This window comes from Saccharibacillus brassicae (assembly GCF_006542275.1).
GTDB lineage: Bacteria > Bacillota > Bacilli > Paenibacillales > Paenibacillaceae > Saccharibacillus > Saccharibacillus brassicae.
Genome location: NZ_CP041217.1, coordinates 2,535,933 through 2,553,909 on the forward strand (window position 1 = coordinate 2,535,933; position 17,977 = coordinate 2,553,909).

Consider the following 17,977-nt stretch of genomic DNA (forward strand, 5'->3'; position numbering starts at 1 on the left):
CAAGTGGCAAACTGCCCGCGACCTTGTAAAAAGCCTGCGGACAGACAAATCCAGTTTATCACTTTTCTGCGTTGAATCCTATCCTGAATCCGCCCCGAACCTGTTCGGCGCCCCATGGAAACTTCCATGCGCGCAGCCAAAAAAAGCGCCGCCCGAAGGCAGCGCTGTAACTTCCCCGACGCCGGGGAAGCTTCGATCCGAACTTCTGTTCCACGTGAAACAAGCCTGTTACACGAGCGGCTTTTTCATCGGCAGACCCGGCGTACGCGGATACTTGTACGGCGTAATCGCGAATTTCGAGACTCGGATAATATGGCGATCCGAGTCGTCGGACGGCAGCCGGAACGCTTCGACGCCCACGATCTCGCCGCGCAGTTCGCGCAGGCTCTTCTGGGCATCGGCGATTTCTTCAGCCGGGTCCGTGCCTTTCATTGCCGCGAAGATGCCTTCCGGCTTGACGAACGGCAGGCAGAACTCGTTCAGCACGGCGAGGCGCGCTACCGCGCGGGCCGTCACCAGATCGAACGAATCGCGGTAGCCGCGTTTGTGTCCCCATTCTTCGGCGCGTCCGTGCAGGAACTCGGCATTTTGGAGCCCGAGTCCTTCCGACAGCGCCTTGAGGAACGTAATCCGCTTGTTCAGCGAATCGATAATGCACAATTTCAGGTGCGGGAACGCGATTTTGAGCGGAATGCCGGGGAAGCCGGCGCCCGAGCCGATATCGGCGAGGCTGTTCACCTTTTTCATATTCACGTAAAAGGCCAGCGTCAGCGAATCGTAGAAATGCTTCTCGTACACCTGCTCGCGCTCGGTAATGCCGGTCAGGTTCATCTTCTCGTTCCATTCGACCAGCAGTTCGTAATACGTCTCGAACTGCTTCAGCTGTTGTTCGTTCAGTTCGATCCCGTGCGGCTTGAGCCGATCCGTGAACCGTTGTTGTATCTCGTCCATGCTTACCCCCGTACCGCCGCTACCCGGTTAACCTGTTCCAGGTAGACGAGCAGGATCGAAATATCGGCGGGCGTTACGCCGGAAATACGCGAAGCCTGTCCGATCGACAGCGGCCGAATCGCGGCCAGCTTCTGCTTCGCTTCCATCGCCAGACCGCGCACTTCTTCGTACGCCAGATCTTCCGGAAGCTTTTTCTTTTCCATTTTCTTCAACCGTTCCACGTGCGCCATCTGCTTCTCGATGTAGCCGGCATATTTCACCTGCACTTCGACCTGGTCTTTCATCTCTTCGTCCAGTGCCACTTCGGTCGGAACGATCGGTTCGATATCGACGTACGACACTTCCGGACGGCGCAGAATGGTCAGCAGGTCGGAGCCGTTGTTGATCACGGCCGAACCGATCCGTTCAAGCATCGGATTCACCTGATCGGGATGCACTTTCGTTTTGCGCAGCCGTTCGATCTCCGCATCGACTTTCGCTTTTTTGTCGAGGAACGCTGCATAGCGCTCTTCCCCGATCAATCCGATCTCGCGGCCGATCGGCGTCAGACGCAGATCCGCGTTGTCGTGACGGAGCAGCAGGCGGTATTCGGCGCGCGAAGTGAGCAGGCGGTACGGCTCGTTCGTGCCTTTCGTGACGAGATCGTCGATCAGGACGCCGATATATCCCTGCGAACGGTCGAGCACGATACCGTCCAGCCCCTGCGCTTTGCGCGCGGCGTTGATGCCGGCCATGATGCCTTGTCCCGCGGCTTCTTCGTAGCCCGACGTTCCGTTCAGCTGTCCGGCGGTGAACAGGCCCGGCAGCAATTTCGTTTCGAGCGTCGGCCACAGCTGCGTCGGCACCATCGCGTCGTATTCGATCGCGTAGCCGTTGCGCATGATTTCAACCTTTTCCATACCGGCGATCGTGCGCAGCATGCTCAGCTGAACGTCTTCCGGCAGGCTGGTGGACAGGCCCTGCACATAATACTCGGCCGTGTTTTTGCCTTCCGGCTCCAGGAAAATCTGGTGCTTCGACTTGTCGCTGAAGCGCACCACTTTGTCCTCGATAGACGGACAGTAACGCGGGCCGGTACCTTCGATCAGACCGGAGAACATCGGCGCGCGGTGCAGATTGTCGTTGATGATCTGATGCGTATCCGGCGACGTGTAGGTCAGCCAGCACGGAAGCTGCTCGTTGGTCGACCCTTTCGTTTCGTAGGAAAAGAACTTCGGCTTGTCGTCGCCCGGCTGGATCTCGGTCTTGGAAAAGTCGATCGTGTCCTTGTGCACGCGCGGCGGCGTTCCCGTCTTGAAGCGGACGAGATCGAAACCAAGCTCGCGCAGATGTTCGGCCAGGCGCACGGACGGCTGCTGGTTGTTCGGGCCGCTCTCGTACATCAGCTCGCCCATGATGATTTTGCCGCGCAGGTATGTGCCGGTCGTCAGTACGACCGACTTGGCGGTATAGCGCGTGCCGGTCTTGGTCAGCACGCCGACGCATTTGCCGTCTTCGACGATCAGTTCTTCCACCATGCCCTGACGCATGGTGAGATTCCGTTCTTTTTCCATCGTTTCCTTCATCGTCTGCTGATAATCGAATTTATCGGCCTGCGCGCGCAGCGCGTGCACGGCCGGGCCTTTGCCGGTGTTGAGCATCCGCATCTGGATAAACGTCTTGTCGATATTGCGTCCCATTTCGCCGCCGAGCGCATCGATCTCGCGCACGACATGGCCTTTGGCCGGGCCGCCGATCGACGGGTTGCAGGGCATGAACGCGACCATGTCGAGGTTGATCGTCACCATCAGCGTCTTGCAGCCCATCCGGGCCGCGGCCAACGCCGATTCGACGCCGGCATGTCCGGCTCCTACGACGATGACGTCAAATTCTCCGCCTGAGTATGTCATTTGGTTTTCCCTCCTTAAGGGGTGCTCGCCTGGGTGAACTCGTGCCGCGAAATATCCTTACGATCGCTTGCTGCTTTCGGAATATTTGAATAGGCTCCCTAAGGGAGATATTCCGAAAACAGAGGCGAACGCTTCGCTTCTTCAGGACATTCCGCTTACTCGTTCACTGGCTTCGCTATAGTTGTGTTGTAGAGAAAGGCTTCGGGCAAAGTCGCCTTCGCCTGTATGTTCGCATAAGTGAAAAGCTGGCTTCGCTATAGTTGTAGAGAAAGGCTGCGGGCAAAAGCGCCTTCGCCTGTATGTTCGCATAAGTGAAAAGCCGACTTCGCTGTAATTGTAAAAGAAAAGACTGCTGCGGTTTATTTGCCCAGACAAAACTGGGAGAAGATCTGGTCGATCAGCGAGTCCTGGGCGGTATCGCCGACGATCTCGCCGAGCTGTTCCCAGGCCATGCGGACGTCGATCTGGATCATGTCGATCGGCACGAGCATCTCCGCCGCTTCGATCGCGTCGCGCAGCGAACGCTGCGTCTGGTGCAGCAGCGCGATATGGCGCACGTTCGACACGTACGTCAGGTCGGCGCTTTCGAGTTTGCCGGCGAAGAACAGCGAGGAGATGGCTTCTTCCAGCCGGTCGATGCCTTCGCTGTCTTTAACGGTCATCGGCACGATCAGCTCTTCTTTGTAGAACTGGCGCACTTTTTCCGTCTCGATTTTTTGCGGCAGATCCATTTTGTTCAAAATGACGATCGACTGGCGCCCGCTGATCTGCTCCATCAACCGGACTTCTTCTTCGTCCAGTTGATCGCCGCCGCTGAGCACGAGCAGGATCAGGTCGGCTTCGTTCAGCGCGGTGCGGGAACGTTCGACCCCGATCCGTTCCACGACGTCCAGCGTCTCGCGGATGCCGGCCGTGTCGAGCAGCTTGAGCGGAATATTGTTGATCGTAATGAATTCTTCGATCACGTCGCGCGTCGTGCCCGGAATATCGGTCACGATCGCCCGGTTCTGGCCGGACAGCGCGTTGAGCAGCGACGATTTGCCGACGTTCGGGCGGCCGACGATCGCCGTCGTAATGCCTTCGCGCAAAATTTTACCCTGATTGGACGTCTTAAGCAGCCGTTCGACTTCTTCCAGCACGGCTCCGCATTTTTCCTGAATAAACAGCGAGGTCATCGATTCCACGTCATGCTCGGGATAATCGATATTGACTTCGATATGCGCCAGCGTCTCGATCAGCGTCTGCCGAAGTTCCTGAATGCGGCGGGACAGATCGCCTTCCACCTGCTTGAACGCGACGGAGAACGCTTTGTCCGATTTGGAGCGGATCAGGTCGATAACGCCTTCCGCCTGCGACAGGTCGATCCGGCCGTTCAGGAACGCGCGCTTCGTGAACTCGCCCGGTTCGGCCAGACGGATCTTCTGCTTCAGCAGCAGTTCCATGATGCGCCGGACCGAGACGACGCCGCCGTGCGCGCTGATCTCGACTACGTCTTCGGTCGTGAACGACTTGGGCGCGAGCATCAGGGTGACGAGCACTTCTTCCAGCTTCTCCTTCGTGTCGGGATCGACCATGAAGCCGTAATGCACCGTATGGGTAGGGACTTCGGTCAGCGGCTTGGCGCCGCGAAACAACCGGCTGACTTCCCCGACCGCTTCGGGCCCGCTGACGCGAATCACGGCAATGCCGCCTTCGCCGACGGCCGTGGAGATCGCTGCAATCGTATCGCTAATCATCTGCTTGTTCCTCGCTTTCTCGGCATGTCCGTTCGAATGCCTATATACAAGAAGAAACGGACCGCTTCCGCCGCTGCGCGGCGTCGATTCGGGACGTTCCGCGCAGAGCCCGGAAGCTTCCGCAGCCCGTTTCCTTCGAATTCAATGGTTGGTGTCCGACTCCGCAAACGGCAGAGGCCCCCTTCGCCGTAAAGGCAAAGAGGGCGCTCGCCGGGAACGGTCGGCTTATTTGAGCGTGATCACGACGCGCCGGTTCGGTTCGTCGCCCCGGCTTCCCGTCTCGACTTCGGGATGATTCTGCAGACGCGCATGGATAACTTTGCGCTCCTGCGAAGGCATCGGCTCCAGCACGACTTCCTTGCGTGAGCGAACGACGCGTTCGGCCAGGCGATCGGCCAAATCTTCGAGCGTCTTGGCGCGGCGGCGGCGGAAGTTCTCCGCATCCAGCGTCAGACGGATGAACTTGTCCGAATCACGGTTCGCCACGACGCTTGCGAGCAGCTGCAGCGCATCCAGCGTCTGGCCGCGGCGTCCGATCAGCATCCCGAGATCCGGGCCCGAAATGTCGAGCAGGCCGCCATCCCGGTTCTTGCGGATATCGACTTCGACTTCGAGGCCCATCGACTCGGCCACGTCGCGAATGAAATCGGCCGCTTCCCGGTAGCGTTCCTCGGGACGGACGCCGGCGGATGCCGACGCTTCCCGCTGCGGCGCGGCGGCGGACCCTGCAGGGCCCGGTGCGGCCGGATTCGGCCGTTCCCGGCGCGGCGCGTCGGTTCCGCCTTCGCCGGTCGGCTTCGCGGGTGCCGGCGCGGCCGGGTTGGGCCGCTCGCGGCGCGGCGCAAGCTCGTCGGCGGGCATATCCCGCCGACTGCCCGCTTCCGTTTGGGCGGAAGACGGCGCCTGATCGGCAGCGGCACGATTCGAGCGGATCAACGTGAGTTCGACTTTGGCCTTTCGGCCGCCGAACAGCCCGAGAAATCCTCGGGAAGGATGCTCCAGCACGTTCACCTCGACGCGATCCCTCGCGGCGCCGAGCTGAGCCAGCCCCTGCGATATGGCTTCTTCTACCGTTTTTCCCACAGCCGTCACTTTGCTCGTCATCGAATCCGCGCCCCCTTGTGTTCACGCTTCGTCCCTGCATATGCTCGTCGCTTGGATGGTTATCTTGTCTTTTTCTATAAAAGGAATTAACGTTTTTTCTTTTTCTTTTTACGGCTCGATACCGGGCCTGCGCCCTTCGCGAGGCTTACGCCGCCGTTTTTGCCCGCAGACTTCGTTCCGCCCTGCTGCGCGATAACGGCAGCTGCGGCTTTCGGATCGTTGTTGCGGTACAGGAAGAAGTTTTGCACGATCGTGTAGACGTTACTCATTGCCCAGTACAGCGGGAGGGCGGACGGGAATTGGTAACCCATGAAGAAGATCAGTACCGGGTACACGAACAGCATGAACTTCATCGGGCCCTGCTGCTGCGCCGGGTTCTGACGCATCATCAGCCACGTTTGCAGGAAAGTCGTTGCCGCCGCGAACAGCGTCAACGGAATGTCCGGCTTGCCGAGTTCCATCCAGAGGAAGGAATGCTGCGCCAGATCGCTGTTATAGATGATGGCGTTGTACAAGGCGATAAAGATTGGCATTTGAATGATCAACGGCAGACAGCCTGCGGCCGGATTGACTTTGTTCTCCTGGAACAGACGCATCTGCTCCTGCTGCATGCGCTGCGGATCGTCCTTGAACTGCTCTCTCAGCTTCTGCATTTCCGGTTGGATCTTCTGCATCGCTTTGGAGCTTTTGACCGATTTGATCGTCAGCGGCAAAATAAGCGTACGCACGATCAACACGAGCAGCAGTACGGCCAGGCCATACTCGCCCCCGAACCATTCGGCGAACGTGTCCAGAGCCAGAGCGAACCAATACACCACGTTGCTCTGCCAGAAGCTGCCGCTGTTTTTCAAGTCTTCTGTCGTATGCAGCACCGTAGTCGGCGTACAGCCCGCAAGGACGGTAATCAGCAGGACCGCGGCGATAACGAACAGCCACTTGCCTCTGCGTTTGAACAAATGAGACACTTGATAACCCCTCTCTTGACCTTCATGTTCCTGCACTCCCGTGAGGCTTGCTGCCGCGCTGAACCGTCTGTCGGCAGTTGTGAAAATCATACCATAATTAGCGCGCTATTTGAAACGCAAAAAAGCGCTTCATCCGCGGACCCCCGGACCGCCCGTTTCGCGGCCTTTGCGTTTGAGCAGCGAGGATTTGCGAAGCACGTGCATGACGCTCTTCTCCAATTCCTTATACTCCAGATCGAGCGCGCCCTTGCGGACGATGAAGACCAGGTCGAGATGGTCGATGATTTCGTCGGCATGCTGCCGGACGATTTCTTTCATAAGACGGCGCATCCGGTTGCGAACGACCGCATTGCCCACTTTTTTGCTGACCGATACGCCCATGCGAAATTGCTCGACGTCACGCTTCGGGAACCAGTACAGGACCAGCTGCCGGTTCGCGAAAGACTTGCCGTGACGGTATACGCGGGTGAACTCGGCACGGTTTCGTAATCGTAGCTTTTTTTGCACCTTTTCTCGCGTCCCCTTTGTTTAAGAAAAAAAAGACCACCTCCAGGTGGTCTTCGCTCATGTGCCTGAACTTACGCGCTCAGCACTTTTCTGCCTTTGAGACGACGAGCAGCCAGCACCTTGCGGCCGTTTTTCGTGCTCATTCTTTTACGGAATCCGTGCACCTTTTTGCGCTTTCTGGTGTTTGGTTTGAAAGTAGGACCCATTACAATAGCACCTCCTTTTACAGGTAGTACAGGTTTTGCAAAATCGCTAAACCAATATAGTTTCACACATTCGTTCTTCTTCTCGCAGAACATGCCTTTTATCATTTAATCATGCGTTTCCAGCAAAGTCAAGCAAAGTTCTTGCGATCGTCTTCTCTTTTTCCTGTCGAAAAAAGGGCCGAAAAGGTTCTATATAAGGAAGGGTAAATTTCGCGGCCGGCCGGAACGCTTTCTTCTCCCTCTTTTGAGCCGCTGGAAAAAAAGATTCGGCCGCGATCGGCTGCGTCTGTTCACGGCCTTTTCGGCGCTGCTCCCTCTTTGGCCCCGCCGTGCCTCACCGTTCTTCCTGCTCCTCGCGCCCGCCACATTCCCCCGGCCGATCCTCCCTCTTTTCCACTCCCGTTCCATGCCTTCCTTCTCCCTCTTCCGATTCCCTCTCCGCTTTTTCGCTCGGCGGCGGCGGTCTTCCCACGCTTCCCTTCCTCGCCCTCGCATTTCGTCCTTCCCCAATTCGCGTTTTCCTGCTCTCCCTCTTTTGCCCCGGCTTTTTCGATTTTCCCGCTTGCGTGCCTGCTTGCTCGGCCTTTCCCAGCGCTTTGAAAGTTATCCACAATCGGCGTTTCAAGCTAGCAAAGGGCTGCCGTCCAAAACAACGTTTTTGCGTAATGCACTTTTCCACCATATTGCCTTTTGGCCTGTGCATAATTTTCGTCCGCCGATTTATTCACAGTTCGCTTCTGAACACGTTATGAACAATATCTTGTGGTGTGGATATCTATTATGCACAAGGTATTGGTATTGTGGATAATATAACGAGAAACGTTGAAATAGGCGGCTTCTTTTGCTATGATTAGATTACTTTTCGGTGTGAATATCCGGTTTTAGCCTCTATATTATCAACAGTCTGTGGATAAGGTTGTGCACAAGTTCAATTTATCCTTCTTTTTTTGTTCCCATTATTCTTGATAGTGGGGATAACCCTCTCTCGGCTTTCCAAATTTCCGAAAAATTTCGGCGGGTGCTCCGGCTCAAGCCACATCGTACGATTTCAAAGGAGTGACAGTTTGTGGACAGCCATACCGCTCAATTGTGGCAACAAATTCTATCGATCATCCAGACCAAGCTGAGCAAACCCAGCTTCGACACCTGGTTCAAAGCAACGGAAGTGATTCAACTGACCCAGGGCGCGCTGACCGTCTCGGCCCCGACAACGTTTGCCGTAGAGTGGCTGGAAAGCCGATATACGAAATTGGTGGCGCAGGTGGCGTTCGACGTGCTCGGACGCAGCGTGACCGTCAAGTTCGTCATCGAAGAACCCGGACATGAGGAAGAGTCGCTGCAAAGGCAATCTTCGCCGCCGCCGACGCCCGTTCAGGTCAGCGTCGAGGCGAATACGAACATGCTCAATCCGAAATATACGTTCGACACGTTCGTGATCGGCTCGGGCAACCGCTTTGCCCATGCCGCGTCGCTCGCCGTCGCCGAAGCGCCGGCAAAAGCCTATAATCCTCTGTTTTTGTATGGGGGAGTCGGCCTGGGGAAAACGCACTTGATGCATGCGATCGGCCATTACATTTTGCAGCACAATCCGAGCAGCCGCGTCGTGTACATCTCTTCGGAGAAATTCACGAACGAGTTCATCAACTCGATTCGCGACAACCGCGGGGAAAGTTTCCGGAACAAGTACCGGAATATCGACATCCTGCTGATCGACGACATCCAGTTCATCGCCGGCAAAGAGTCGACGCAGGAAGAGTTTTTCCATACGTTCAACGCGCTGCACGAGGAGAGCAAACAAATTATCATTTCCAGCGACCGGCCTCCCAAAGAGATTCCGACGCTGGAAGAACGTCTGCGTTCGAGGTTCGAGTGGGGGTTGATCACCGACATCCAGCCGCCGGATCTGGAGACGCGGATCGCGATTTTGCGCAAAAAGGCACGGGCGGAAAAGTTGGACGTCCCGAACGAAGCGATGATGTACATCGCGAATCAGATCGACACGAACATCCGTGAACTCGAAGGCGCGCTGATCCGCGTAGTCGCCTATTCGTCGCTGACGAACCAGGACGTGACCGCCCATCTGGCAGCCGAAGCGCTCAAGGATATCATTCCTTCCAGCCGGCCGCGGATTATTACGATCCAGGATATCCAGCAGCGGGTCGGCGAGTATTACAACTTGAAGATGGAAGACTTCAAAGCGAGAAAACGGACGAAGGCGATCGCGTTTCCCCGCCAGGTGGCCATGTATCTGTCGCGCGAGCTGACCGATTACTCGCTGCCCAAAATCGGCGAAGCTTTCGGCGGGCGGGACCATACGACCGTTATCCACGCGCACGAAAAAATCTCCCGGTCGTTGAAGATCGACCAGGAGCTGTCCAAAGTTGTCCACAGCCTTACGGAAAAAATCAAAAATCCGTCCTGAATAAGCAAAAAGCCTATGCACAACTTATACACATGTGGATAGGCTTAGTTTGTTATGTTTTTCGGGCTTTTTATGAGGTTATCCACATATCCAGTGCCCCTACTACTTTTACTATAAAGATCTTAAAGAATATATTATCTATTACAGGAGTGACGAGATGAAGATCAGCATTTCCAAATCCCACCTCAGCGACGCCATTCAACATGTATCCAAAGCCATTTCCAGCCGGACGACCATTCCGATTCTCGGAGGGATCAAATTCGACGTGGCTTATCACGGCGTGACCCTGACCGCAAGCGATACGGACATTTCGATCCAATCGTTCATTCCGGCCGAGCAGGACAACAAAACCGTCGTCGCTGTAGAAAAAGTCGGCAGCGTCGTGCTTCCGGCCAAATTTTTCGTGGAGATCATCAAAAAGCTGCCGACCTCGGAGATCGAGATGGAAGTGGGCAGCGGATTCCAGACCTTTATCCGCGCGGGCGCGACGGATATTCAACTCGTAGGCCTGGACCCGGAAGAGTTCCCGGTTCTGCCGAGCATCGAAGAAAATCGGGTCTTGTCCGTACCCGGCGATCTGCTGCGGCATATGATTCGTCAAACGGTGTTCTCGATTTCGACCCAGGAGACGACTCCGATTCTGACGGGCGTCATGTGGAGCCTCAAAGAAGGGCAGCTCAAATTCGTGGCGACGGACCGTCACCGTCTGGCGACGCGCACCGTACGCCTGGAAGGCACCGAAGATCTGGAATTCAACAACGTTGTCATTTCCGGCAAAACGCTGAACGAACTGAGCAAGATCATTCCGGACCAGAACACACTCGTGGACATCGTCGTCGCCGACAACCAGGTGCTGTTCAAAGTCGATCGCGTCCTGTTCTACTCGCGCATTCTCGACGGACTGTATCCGGACACGTCGAAGATCATCCCTTCGAGCCACAAGACGCGGCTGCTGCTCGACACGAAAAACCTGAGCGAGTCGATCGACCGCGCCTACCTGCTGTCCCGCGAAGAAAAAACGAACATCGTGCGCATGCAAACGCTCGAAGCGGGCGGCATCGAAATTTCGTCCAGCTCGACGGAACTCGGACGCGTGCAGGAAGAGATCCAGTTGGCGGAATTCGAAGGCGAGCAGCTTCGTCTGTCGTTCAACTCGAAATACATGCTCGACGTGCTCAAAGTCATCGAAAGCGAACAGTTGACGATCCGGTTCACAGGCGTCATGAGCCCGATCATCATCGAGCCGACGGACGACAGCAACAGCCTGTACATCATCCTCCCTTACCGGACGACCAACTAACTTTTTTTGGTTTTTGAACAAAAATCCAATTCCGAAGAAAAGGCAGCAGGCGGAGGGGAAGTTCCGGTGAAGCACCGGTCAGTAACGGAACTTCCCTGCAGCCTTCCAGCCTTTTCTTTTTGACACAACCCCGAAAGGAAGGCAAAATGATGAATGAAGTTTCGATTCGCACGGAGTATATCAAGCTCGACACGTTTCTCAAGCTGGCCGACTGCATCTCCACCGGAGGCAGCGCCAAAATACTGATTGCCGAAGGCCTGATCAAGGTCAACGGGGAAAACGAAGAACGCCGCGGACGCAAGCTCTATCCGGGAGACACGGTCGAAGTGGACGGGGAAGACTCCTTCAAGGTGGTCCGGGAAGGCTGAGTCTTTCGCTCCGCAGCCGTTATCCACAAGCAGCGTACAAGATCCGCAAAGGGCGGGTTATCCACTATCCACAGCAGACGGGGCGGCTTTGCGACGTGCAAATGCGGCCCCGTCTTCATTTTGCGGCGGCGCACAGGAGGCATCGAAACCACGTGCAAGTTAGAGACATCGCACTCAAAAATTACCGCAACTACGACGAACTGAAACTGGAAAACTTCGGAAGCGTCAACCTGATGATCGGTCGCAACGCGCAGGGCAAAACGAATCTGCTGGAGTCGCTGTTCGTGCTGGCGCTGACCAAATCGCACCGCACCGCCAAAGATCGCGAACTGATCGCTTTCGGCGAAGAGTCCGCTTATGCGGGCTGCCACGTGGAGAAAAAATACGGGAACGTCCATCTGGAATTGTCGCTGTCGCCCAAAGGCAAAAAAGCGAAGATCAACGGGCTGGAGCAGCGCAAGCTGAGCGACTTTATCGGGACGCTGAACGTCGTCATGTTCGCTCCGGAAGACCTGGAGATCGTCAAGGGAACGCCGGGCATTCGCAGACGTTTTCTCGATATGGAGATCGGACAGGTGCAGCCGAGCTACCTGTTCCACCTGCAGCAGTACCAAAAAGTGCTGCTGCAGCGCAACAATATGCTCAAGCAGTCCTACGGCAAGACGCCCGACCCGGTCATGCTCGATATCTGGAACGAGCAGCTCGCCACGCACGGGGCCAGCATCGTGCGTCGGCGCAAGCGATTTATCCGCAAGCTGCAAATCTGGGCGGAAGATATCCACAAGGGGATAACCGGCGGGAAGGAACAGCTTCTGCTGCGTTACATGCCTTCGTTCGGCGAGGTCGAAGAGGAAGATGAAGCTGTCTTATTGGAACAATTTATGATAAAATTATCACAAGTGCGCGAACAGGAAATCCGCAGGGGGACGACCCTTGCCGGACCCCATCGGGACGACCTGACCTTTTTTATCAACGAAAAAGAAGTGCACAATTTCGGCTCCCAGGGCCAGCAGCGCACGACCGCGCTCTCGCTGAAGCTGGCGGAGATCGAACTGATCCATGAAGAAATCGGCGAATATCCCATTCTGCTGCTCGACGACGTGCTGTCGGAGCTCGATCCGTATCGGCAGACCCAACTGATCGAGACGTTCCAGAGTCGGGTGCAGACTTTTATTACCGCGACCGGGATCGAGACGATCCATGCGGAGAAATTGCAGGGCGCGCATATTTACCAGGTGAGCGAAGGGATCGTCGAATCCTGAAGAAGTTCCTCGAGGAGGCTTCGAATTTTTATGTATATTCATCTCGGCGGAGAAAAAATTATCCGTTCTTCGGAACTGATCGCCATTTTCGACGTGTCCATCGAAAAGTCTTCGCGCATCTCCAAGCAGTTCGTGACCGCCGCCAAAGAAAGCAAAAAGGTGGAATCGATCGGCGAGGAAGAAGCGAAGTCCATCGTCGTTACGAAGTCCGTCGTTTACTATTCGCCTATTTCTTCCGCGACGCTGAAGAAGCGCTCCACCACGTTCGGCGCAGGCATGTGACACCGGCGATCGCCGGCATACAGCATCGGGTTTTATCTTTTTTCCTCATACGCCGCCCTTCCCGCTGCAGCTTCGACAGGCTGCGGGAGCGGGCGTTTCGTATTCTTTTCTCACAATTTCGCAAACTATAGGAGTGGGTGAACGAAGCATGTCAATGGATCAACAATCGTATGATGCCAGTCAGATACAGGTCCTTGAAGGACTGGAAGCGGTGCGCAAGCGTCCGGGTATGTATATCGGTTCGACGAGCGCCAGAGGTCTTCACCATCTCGTGTGGGAAGTCGTGGACAACAGTATCGACGAAGCGCTCGCCGGCCACTGCGACCATATTCAGGTCATCGTGCACGAGAACAACAGCGTGACCGTCATCGACAACGGCCGGGGCATCCCGGTCGGCGAACATCCCAAAATGAAACGTCCGGCGCTCGAAGTCGTCATGACCGTCCTGCATGCAGGCGGCAAATTCGGCGGCGGCGGATATAAAGTGTCCGGCGGCCTGCACGGCGTCGGCGTCTCGGTCGTCAACGCCTTGTCCGAGAAAATCGTCGTTCAGGTTAAGCGCGACGGCAAAATTTACGAGCAGGAATACCGTTACGGCGCTCCGCAGTACGACCTGCGCGTCATCGGCGAAGTGGAAGAAGAAGGCGAGACGGGCACGAAGACCACGTTCCAGCCCGATCCGCAGATCTTCACCGAGACGGTCGTATACGACTACAACACGCTGCTGACGAGAATTCGCGAGCTGGCGTTCCTGAACAAAGGCATCATGATCTCGCTGCTCGACGAGCGGACGGGCGAGAACGCTTCGTTCCACTATGAAGGCGGGATCGGCGAATACGTCCAGTTCCTCAACCAGAACAAAATCGTGATTCAGGAAAACCCGATCTACGTCGAAGGTTCGCGCGATATGATCGCGGTCGAAATCGCGATTCAGTATAACGACGGCTATGCCGAGAACATTTATTCGTTCGCGAACAATATCCACACGCACGAAGGCGGCACGCACGAATCCGGCTTCAAGAGCGCACTGACGCGTATCATCAACGATTACGCGCGCAAAGCCGGCGTGATCAAGGACGCGAACAGCAACCTGACGGGCGACGACGTGCGCGAAGGCCTGACGGCGATCATCTCCGTCAAGATTCCGGAACCGCAGTTCGAAGGACAGACGAAGACCAAGCTCGGCAACAGCGAAGTTCGGGGCATCGTCGAGTCGCTCTTCTCGGAGAAGCTGACCGACTTCCTGAACGAGAATCCGTCCGCGGCGCGGCGCATTCTCGACAAAGCGCTTCAGGCGTCGAGAGCCCGCGAAGCGGCGCGCAAAGCCCGCGAACTGACACGGCGCAAAAGCGTGCTCGAAGTCAGCGCCCTGCCGGGCAAACTGGCCGACTGCTCGTCGAAGGACGCTTCGATCAGCGAAGTGTACATCGTCGAAGGCGACTCCGCCGGCGGCTCGGCCAAACAGGGCCGCGACCGGCACTTCCAGGCGATCCTGCCGATTCGCGGCAAGATCCTGAACGTGGAAAAAGCCAGATTGGACCGGATTCTGTCCAACCTGGAGATTCGCGCGATCATCACGGCGATCGGTACCGGCATCGGCGAAGACTTCGATATCGCCAAAGCCCGCTACCACAAAGTCGTCATCATGACCGACGCCGACGTCGACGGCGCGCATATTCGCACGCTGCTGCTGACGTTCTTCTACCGCTACCTGCGCCCGATCATCGAAGCCGGCTACGTCTACATCGCGCAGCCGCCGCTGTTCAAGATCGAGCGCAACAAAACGGTCGTCTACGCGAACTCGGAGAAAGAACGCGACGAGATCATCGCAAGCTTCGGACCGGGCGTCAAAGTCAACGTGCAGCGCTACAAAGGTCTGGGCGAGATGAATGCCGGACAGCTGTGGGAGACGACGATGGACCCGGAAAGCCGGACCATGATGCAGGTCTCGATCGGCGATGCCATGCTGGCCGATACGCTGTTCGACACGCTCATGGGCGACAACGTCGAACCCCGCCGCGATTTCATTCAGGAGCATGCCCGCTACGTGACGAATCTGGATATTTGACGCCGGATTCCCCCCGTTTCGGGGAGAGGGCAAAGAAGAGGCGGCCCGCAGGGCGTCTCTTCTTTTTTTATATACAAAACGGTTGAAAATGCGCAATAAACGTTTTTTTGGCGCTGCTTTTCCGTCATAAATTACGGACATCCGGCCGGATTAATGGTATAATAATAAGGATGTGGAAGCCGCATATTCCGGCGTTTGCAAGATGATTTCAAGGCTTTATTTTCAAATACAAAAGCAGCCGTAAAAGCAGTATCCCACGTGATTATGCAGGCACCAACGGTACGGGGTTCGAACCGCTTTTTTCCTCGGAAACAGGCAGACCCGAACCCGTGTCCAAATAGAAGGAGGCAGTCATGGCGGAAGAACAAAGATCGCAGGTCATAGATCGGGATATCGGCGTAGAAATGCGCGAGTCCTTTATGGATTACGCAATGAGCATCATCGTCAGCCGCGCGCTGCCGGACGTCCGGGACGGACTGAAGCCGGTTCACAGACGGGTTCTCTATGCCATGTCCGAACTCGGCATGTCGCCGGACAAGCCGTTCAAGAAGTCGGCGAGAATCGTCGGCGAAGTTATCGGTAAATATCACCCGCACGGAGATACCGCGGTATACGAGACGATGGTCCGTATGGCGCAGGACTTCTCGATGCGCTACATGCTCGTCAACGGACACGGGAACTTCGGTTCCGTCGACGGCGACGGCGCCGCGGCGATGCGGTATACGGAAGCCCGTCTTTCGAAGATCGCGATGGAAATGCTGCGCGACATCAACAAAGAAACGATCGATTTCCAGCCGAACTACGACGGCGAAGAGCATGAACCGGTCGTGTTGCCGGCGCGTTATCCGAACCTGCTCGTCAACGGCGTGTCGGGTATCGCGGTCGGCATGGCGACCAACATCCCGCCGCACAACCTCGGCGAAGTCATCGACGGTGTTCAGGCGCTGATCGAGAACCCGGATCTGACGCCGATGGACCTGATGGAATATATCCAGGGCCCGGACTTCCCGACGTCCGGCTACATTCTCGGACGCTCGGGCATTCGCCAGGCGTATCAGACGGGCCGCGGCTCCATCACGATGCGAGCCAAAGCGGAAATCGAAGAATTCGGGAACAAGGCACGGATTATCGTGACCGAGATTCCGTACCAGGTCAACAAAGCGCGCCTGGTCGAGAAGATCGCCGAATTGGTACGCGAGAAGCGTATCGACGGCATCACCGACCTGCGCGACGAGTCCGACCGCAACGGCATGCGGATCGTGGTCGAACTGCGCCGCGACGTGAACCCTAGCGTCGTGCTGAACAACCTGTACCGCCATACGGCGATGCAGTCGACGTTCGGCGTGAACATGCTGGCGATCGTCAACAACGAGCCGAAGATCCTCAATCTGCGGGATGTGCTGTATCACTACCTGGAGCACCAGAAAATCGTGGTGCGCCGCCGCACCGAGTTCGATCTCAAAAAAGCGGAAGCGCGCGCCCATATCCTCGAAGGTTTGCGCATCGCGCTGGATCATCTGGACGAAGTCATCGCCCTGATCCGCGGTTCGCAAACGGCGGACGCCGCACGCGAGCAGCTGACGGAGCGCTACTCGCTCAGCCAGGAACAGACGCAGGCCATTCTCGACATGCGCCTGCAGCGCCTGACCGGACTCGAACGCGAGAAGATCGAAGGCGAGTACAACGAGCTGCTGGAGCGGATCAGCGAATTCCGCGCGATTCTGGCGGACGAGACGCTGCTTGTGCAGATCATCAGCGACGAGCTGAACGAGATCAAGGAACGTTTCGCGGACAAGCGGCGTACCGAGATCACGGTCGGCGAAGACAGCATTCTGGACGAAGACCTGATTCCGCAGGAAGAAGTGGTTATCACCATTTCGCATACCGGCTATATCAAGCGCTTGCCGGCAACGACGTACCGCAGCCAGAAACGGGGCGGACGCGGCGTGATGGGCATGGGAACCAAAGACGAGGACTTCGTCGAGCATCTGTTCGCGACCAATTCCCATAACCATCTGCTGTTCTTCACGGACCGGGGCAAAGTGTACCGGCTCAAGGCTTACGAGATTCCGGAACTCAGCCGTACGGCACGGGGAACGCCGATCATCAACCTGATCCAGATCGAGCAGGGCGAGTCGATCAACGCGGTCATTCCGGTGCACGAGTTCAAGGAAGATCGCTTCCTGTTCTTCGCGACGGGCCGGGGTATCGTGAAGAAGACGCCTCTGACCGACTACAGCAATATCCGCAAAGGCGGTCTGATCGCGATTACGCTGCGTGACGACGATTCGCTGATCGGAGCCAAGCTGACCGACGGCGAGCAGGAGATCATTATGGGTACCGCTTCGGGCCTGTCGATCCGCTTCAAGGAGAGCAATGTCCGGTCCATGGGCCGCGGCGCCACAGGCGTCAAAGGCATTTCGCTCGAAGACGACGATACGGTCATCGGTATGGACGTCGTCAAGATGGACCGCGAAGTGCTGATCGTGACGAGCAAAGGCTACGGCAAGCGCACGCCGATCGGCGAATACCGGATTCAGACCCGCGGCGGCAAAGGGATCAAGACGATCAACGTCACGGAGAAAAATGGTCCGGTAGCAAGTCTCAAAGTCGTCAAATCCGAAGAAGACTTGATGATCATTACGACGAGCGGTACGCTGATCCGCACAAGCATGGACGGCGTTTCTTCGATGGGCCGCTATGCGCAGGGCGTAAGGCTGATTCATATTCGCGACGAAGATGCGGTAGCTACGGTCTGCCGGATCGACAAGAGCGACGAGCCGGACGAAGACGAACTGGGCGAAGGCGAATTGTCCGAAGAGCAGGCCGGTACGGTTGTGGCGGATGTCGAAGCCAAGGCTATGCTGGACATGCTGAATACCGATCCGGAAGCGTCCGAATAAGGATGAACCGGCTG

General features: G+C 56.6%; 14 protein-coding genes. 7 read left to right on the forward strand and 7 right to left on the reverse strand.

The annotated features are described in order from the left end of the window. Positions 1 to 228: 228 nt before the first annotated feature. The 7 genes from rsmG to rpmH all read right to left on the reverse strand — a co-directional run bounded on the left by rsmG (position 229) and on the right by rpmH (position 7,358). A complete protein-coding gene (gene rsmG, locus FFV09_RS10595; protein ID WP_141447805.1) occupies positions 229 to 951 on the reverse strand; it encodes a 16S rRNA (guanine(527)-N(7))-methyltransferase RsmG in 723 nt (240 codons plus the stop codon). 2 nt (positions 952 to 953) lie between these two features. Next, positions 954 to 2,840, reverse strand: coding sequence for a tRNA uridine-5-carboxymethylaminomethyl(34) synthesis enzyme MnmG (gene mnmG / locus FFV09_RS10600; protein WP_141447806.1), 1,887 nt, complete (start codon positions 2,838 to 2,840; stop codon positions 954 to 956). A 359-nt stretch (positions 2,841 to 3,199) separates the two neighbouring features. Beyond that, on the reverse strand, positions 3,200 to 4,576 hold the full coding sequence (mnmE, locus tag FFV09_RS10605) for a tRNA uridine-5-carboxymethylaminomethyl(34) synthesis GTPase MnmE (RefSeq protein ID WP_141447807.1): 1,377 nt from the start codon (positions 4,574 to 4,576) through the stop codon (positions 3,200 to 3,202). Positions 4,577 to 4,801: 225 nt separating this feature from the next. Beyond that, positions 4,802 to 5,680 (reverse strand): RNA-binding cell elongation regulator Jag/EloR, encoded by an 879-nt coding sequence (gene jag / locus FFV09_RS10610; protein ID WP_141447808.1) that lies wholly within the window; start codon positions 5,678 to 5,680, stop codon positions 4,802 to 4,804. Positions 5,681 to 5,766: 86 nt separating this feature from the next. Next, positions 5,767 to 6,645 carry a YidC/Oxa1 family membrane protein insertase gene (locus FFV09_RS10615; protein WP_246098526.1) on the reverse strand — a complete coding sequence of 293 codons (879 nt, stop codon included), beginning with the start codon at positions 6,643 to 6,645 and terminating at the stop codon, positions 5,767 to 5,769. Positions 6,646 to 6,774: 129 nt separating this feature from the next. Next, positions 6,775 to 7,152, reverse strand: a complete 378-nt coding sequence (gene rnpA, locus FFV09_RS10620) for a ribonuclease P protein component (RefSeq protein WP_141447809.1) — start codon at positions 7,150 to 7,152, stop codon at positions 6,775 to 6,777. Positions 7,153 to 7,223: 71 nt separating this feature from the next. Continuing rightward, on the reverse strand, positions 7,224 to 7,358 hold the full coding sequence (rpmH, locus tag FFV09_RS10625) for a 50S ribosomal protein L34 (protein ID WP_018976936.1): 135 nt from the start codon (positions 7,356 to 7,358) through the stop codon (positions 7,224 to 7,226). Between the two features lie 1,066 nt (positions 7,359 to 8,424). Between rpmH and dnaA the strand changes: the two genes are divergently transcribed. The 7 genes from dnaA to gyrA all read left to right on the forward strand — a co-directional run bounded on the left by dnaA (position 8,425) and on the right by gyrA (position 17,963). Continuing rightward, positions 8,425 to 9,780: a chromosomal replication initiator protein DnaA gene (dnaA, locus tag FFV09_RS10630; RefSeq protein WP_141447810.1), complete on the forward strand. Its 1,356-nt coding sequence runs from the start codon at positions 8,425 to 8,427 to the stop codon at positions 9,778 to 9,780. Positions 9,781 to 9,937: 157 nt separating this feature from the next. Continuing rightward, positions 9,938 to 11,080, forward strand: coding sequence for a DNA polymerase III subunit beta (gene dnaN / locus FFV09_RS10635; protein WP_141447811.1), 1,143 nt, complete (start codon positions 9,938 to 9,940; stop codon positions 11,078 to 11,080). Positions 11,081 to 11,229: 149 nt separating this feature from the next. After that, positions 11,230 to 11,448, forward strand: a complete 219-nt coding sequence (gene yaaA, locus FFV09_RS10640; protein WP_141450430.1) for a S4 domain-containing protein YaaA — start codon at positions 11,230 to 11,232, stop codon at positions 11,446 to 11,448. Positions 11,449 to 11,549: 101 nt separating this feature from the next. Then, a complete protein-coding gene (gene recF / locus FFV09_RS10645; protein WP_425472316.1) occupies positions 11,550 to 12,710 on the forward strand; it encodes a DNA replication/repair protein RecF in 1,161 nt (386 codons plus the stop codon). A gap of 30 nt (positions 12,711 to 12,740) precedes the next feature. Then, positions 12,741 to 12,992, forward strand: a complete 252-nt coding sequence (gene remB, locus FFV09_RS10650) for an extracellular matrix regulator RemB (RefSeq protein ID WP_141447813.1) — start codon at positions 12,741 to 12,743, stop codon at positions 12,990 to 12,992. Positions 12,993 to 13,140: 148 nt separating this feature from the next. Next, on the forward strand, positions 13,141 to 15,060 hold the full coding sequence (gene gyrB, locus FFV09_RS10655; RefSeq protein WP_141447814.1) for a DNA topoisomerase (ATP-hydrolyzing) subunit B: 1,920 nt from the start codon (positions 13,141 to 13,143) through the stop codon (positions 15,058 to 15,060). 353 nt (positions 15,061 to 15,413) lie between these two features. Further along, a complete protein-coding gene (gene gyrA, locus FFV09_RS10660) occupies positions 15,414 to 17,963 on the forward strand; it encodes a DNA gyrase subunit A (protein ID WP_141447815.1) in 2,550 nt (849 codons plus the stop codon). The last annotated feature ends 14 nt before the right edge of the window (positions 17,964 to 17,977 follow it).

Bases quoted from the DNA above. Each gene is read 5' to 3' on its own strand.
- yaaA (WP_141450430.1), top strand. From the start codon at position 11,230: ATGAATGAAGTTTCGATTCGCACGGAGTATATCAAGCTCGACACGTTT.
- recF (WP_425472316.1), top strand. From the start codon at position 11,550: ATGCGGCCCCGTCTTCATTTTGCGGCGGCGCACAGGAGGCATCGAAAC.
- rpmH (WP_018976936.1), bottom strand. From the start codon at position 7,358: ATGGGTCCTACTTTCAAACCAAACACCAGAAAGCGCAAAAAGGTGCAC.
- jag (WP_141447808.1), bottom strand. From the start codon at position 5,680: ATGACGAGCAAAGTGACGGCTGTGGGAAAAACGGTAGAAGAAGCCATA.
- mnmE (WP_141447807.1), bottom strand. From the start codon at position 4,576: ATGATTAGCGATACGATTGCAGCGATCTCCACGGCCGTCGGCGAAGGC.
- dnaN (WP_141447811.1), top strand. From the start codon at position 9,938: ATGAAGATCAGCATTTCCAAATCCCACCTCAGCGACGCCATTCAACAT.
- rsmG (WP_141447805.1), bottom strand. From the start codon at position 951: ATGGACGAGATACAACAACGGTTCACGGATCGGCTCAAGCCGCACGGG.
- gyrB (WP_141447814.1), top strand. From the start codon at position 13,141: ATGTCAATGGATCAACAATCGTATGATGCCAGTCAGATACAGGTCCTT.
- mnmG (WP_141447806.1), bottom strand. From the start codon at position 2,840: ATGACATACTCAGGCGGAGAATTTGACGTCATCGTCGTAGGAGCCGGA.
- gyrA (WP_141447815.1), top strand. From the start codon at position 15,414: ATGGCGGAAGAACAAAGATCGCAGGTCATAGATCGGGATATCGGCGTA.
- remB (WP_141447813.1), top strand. From the start codon at position 12,741: ATGTATATTCATCTCGGCGGAGAAAAAATTATCCGTTCTTCGGAACTG.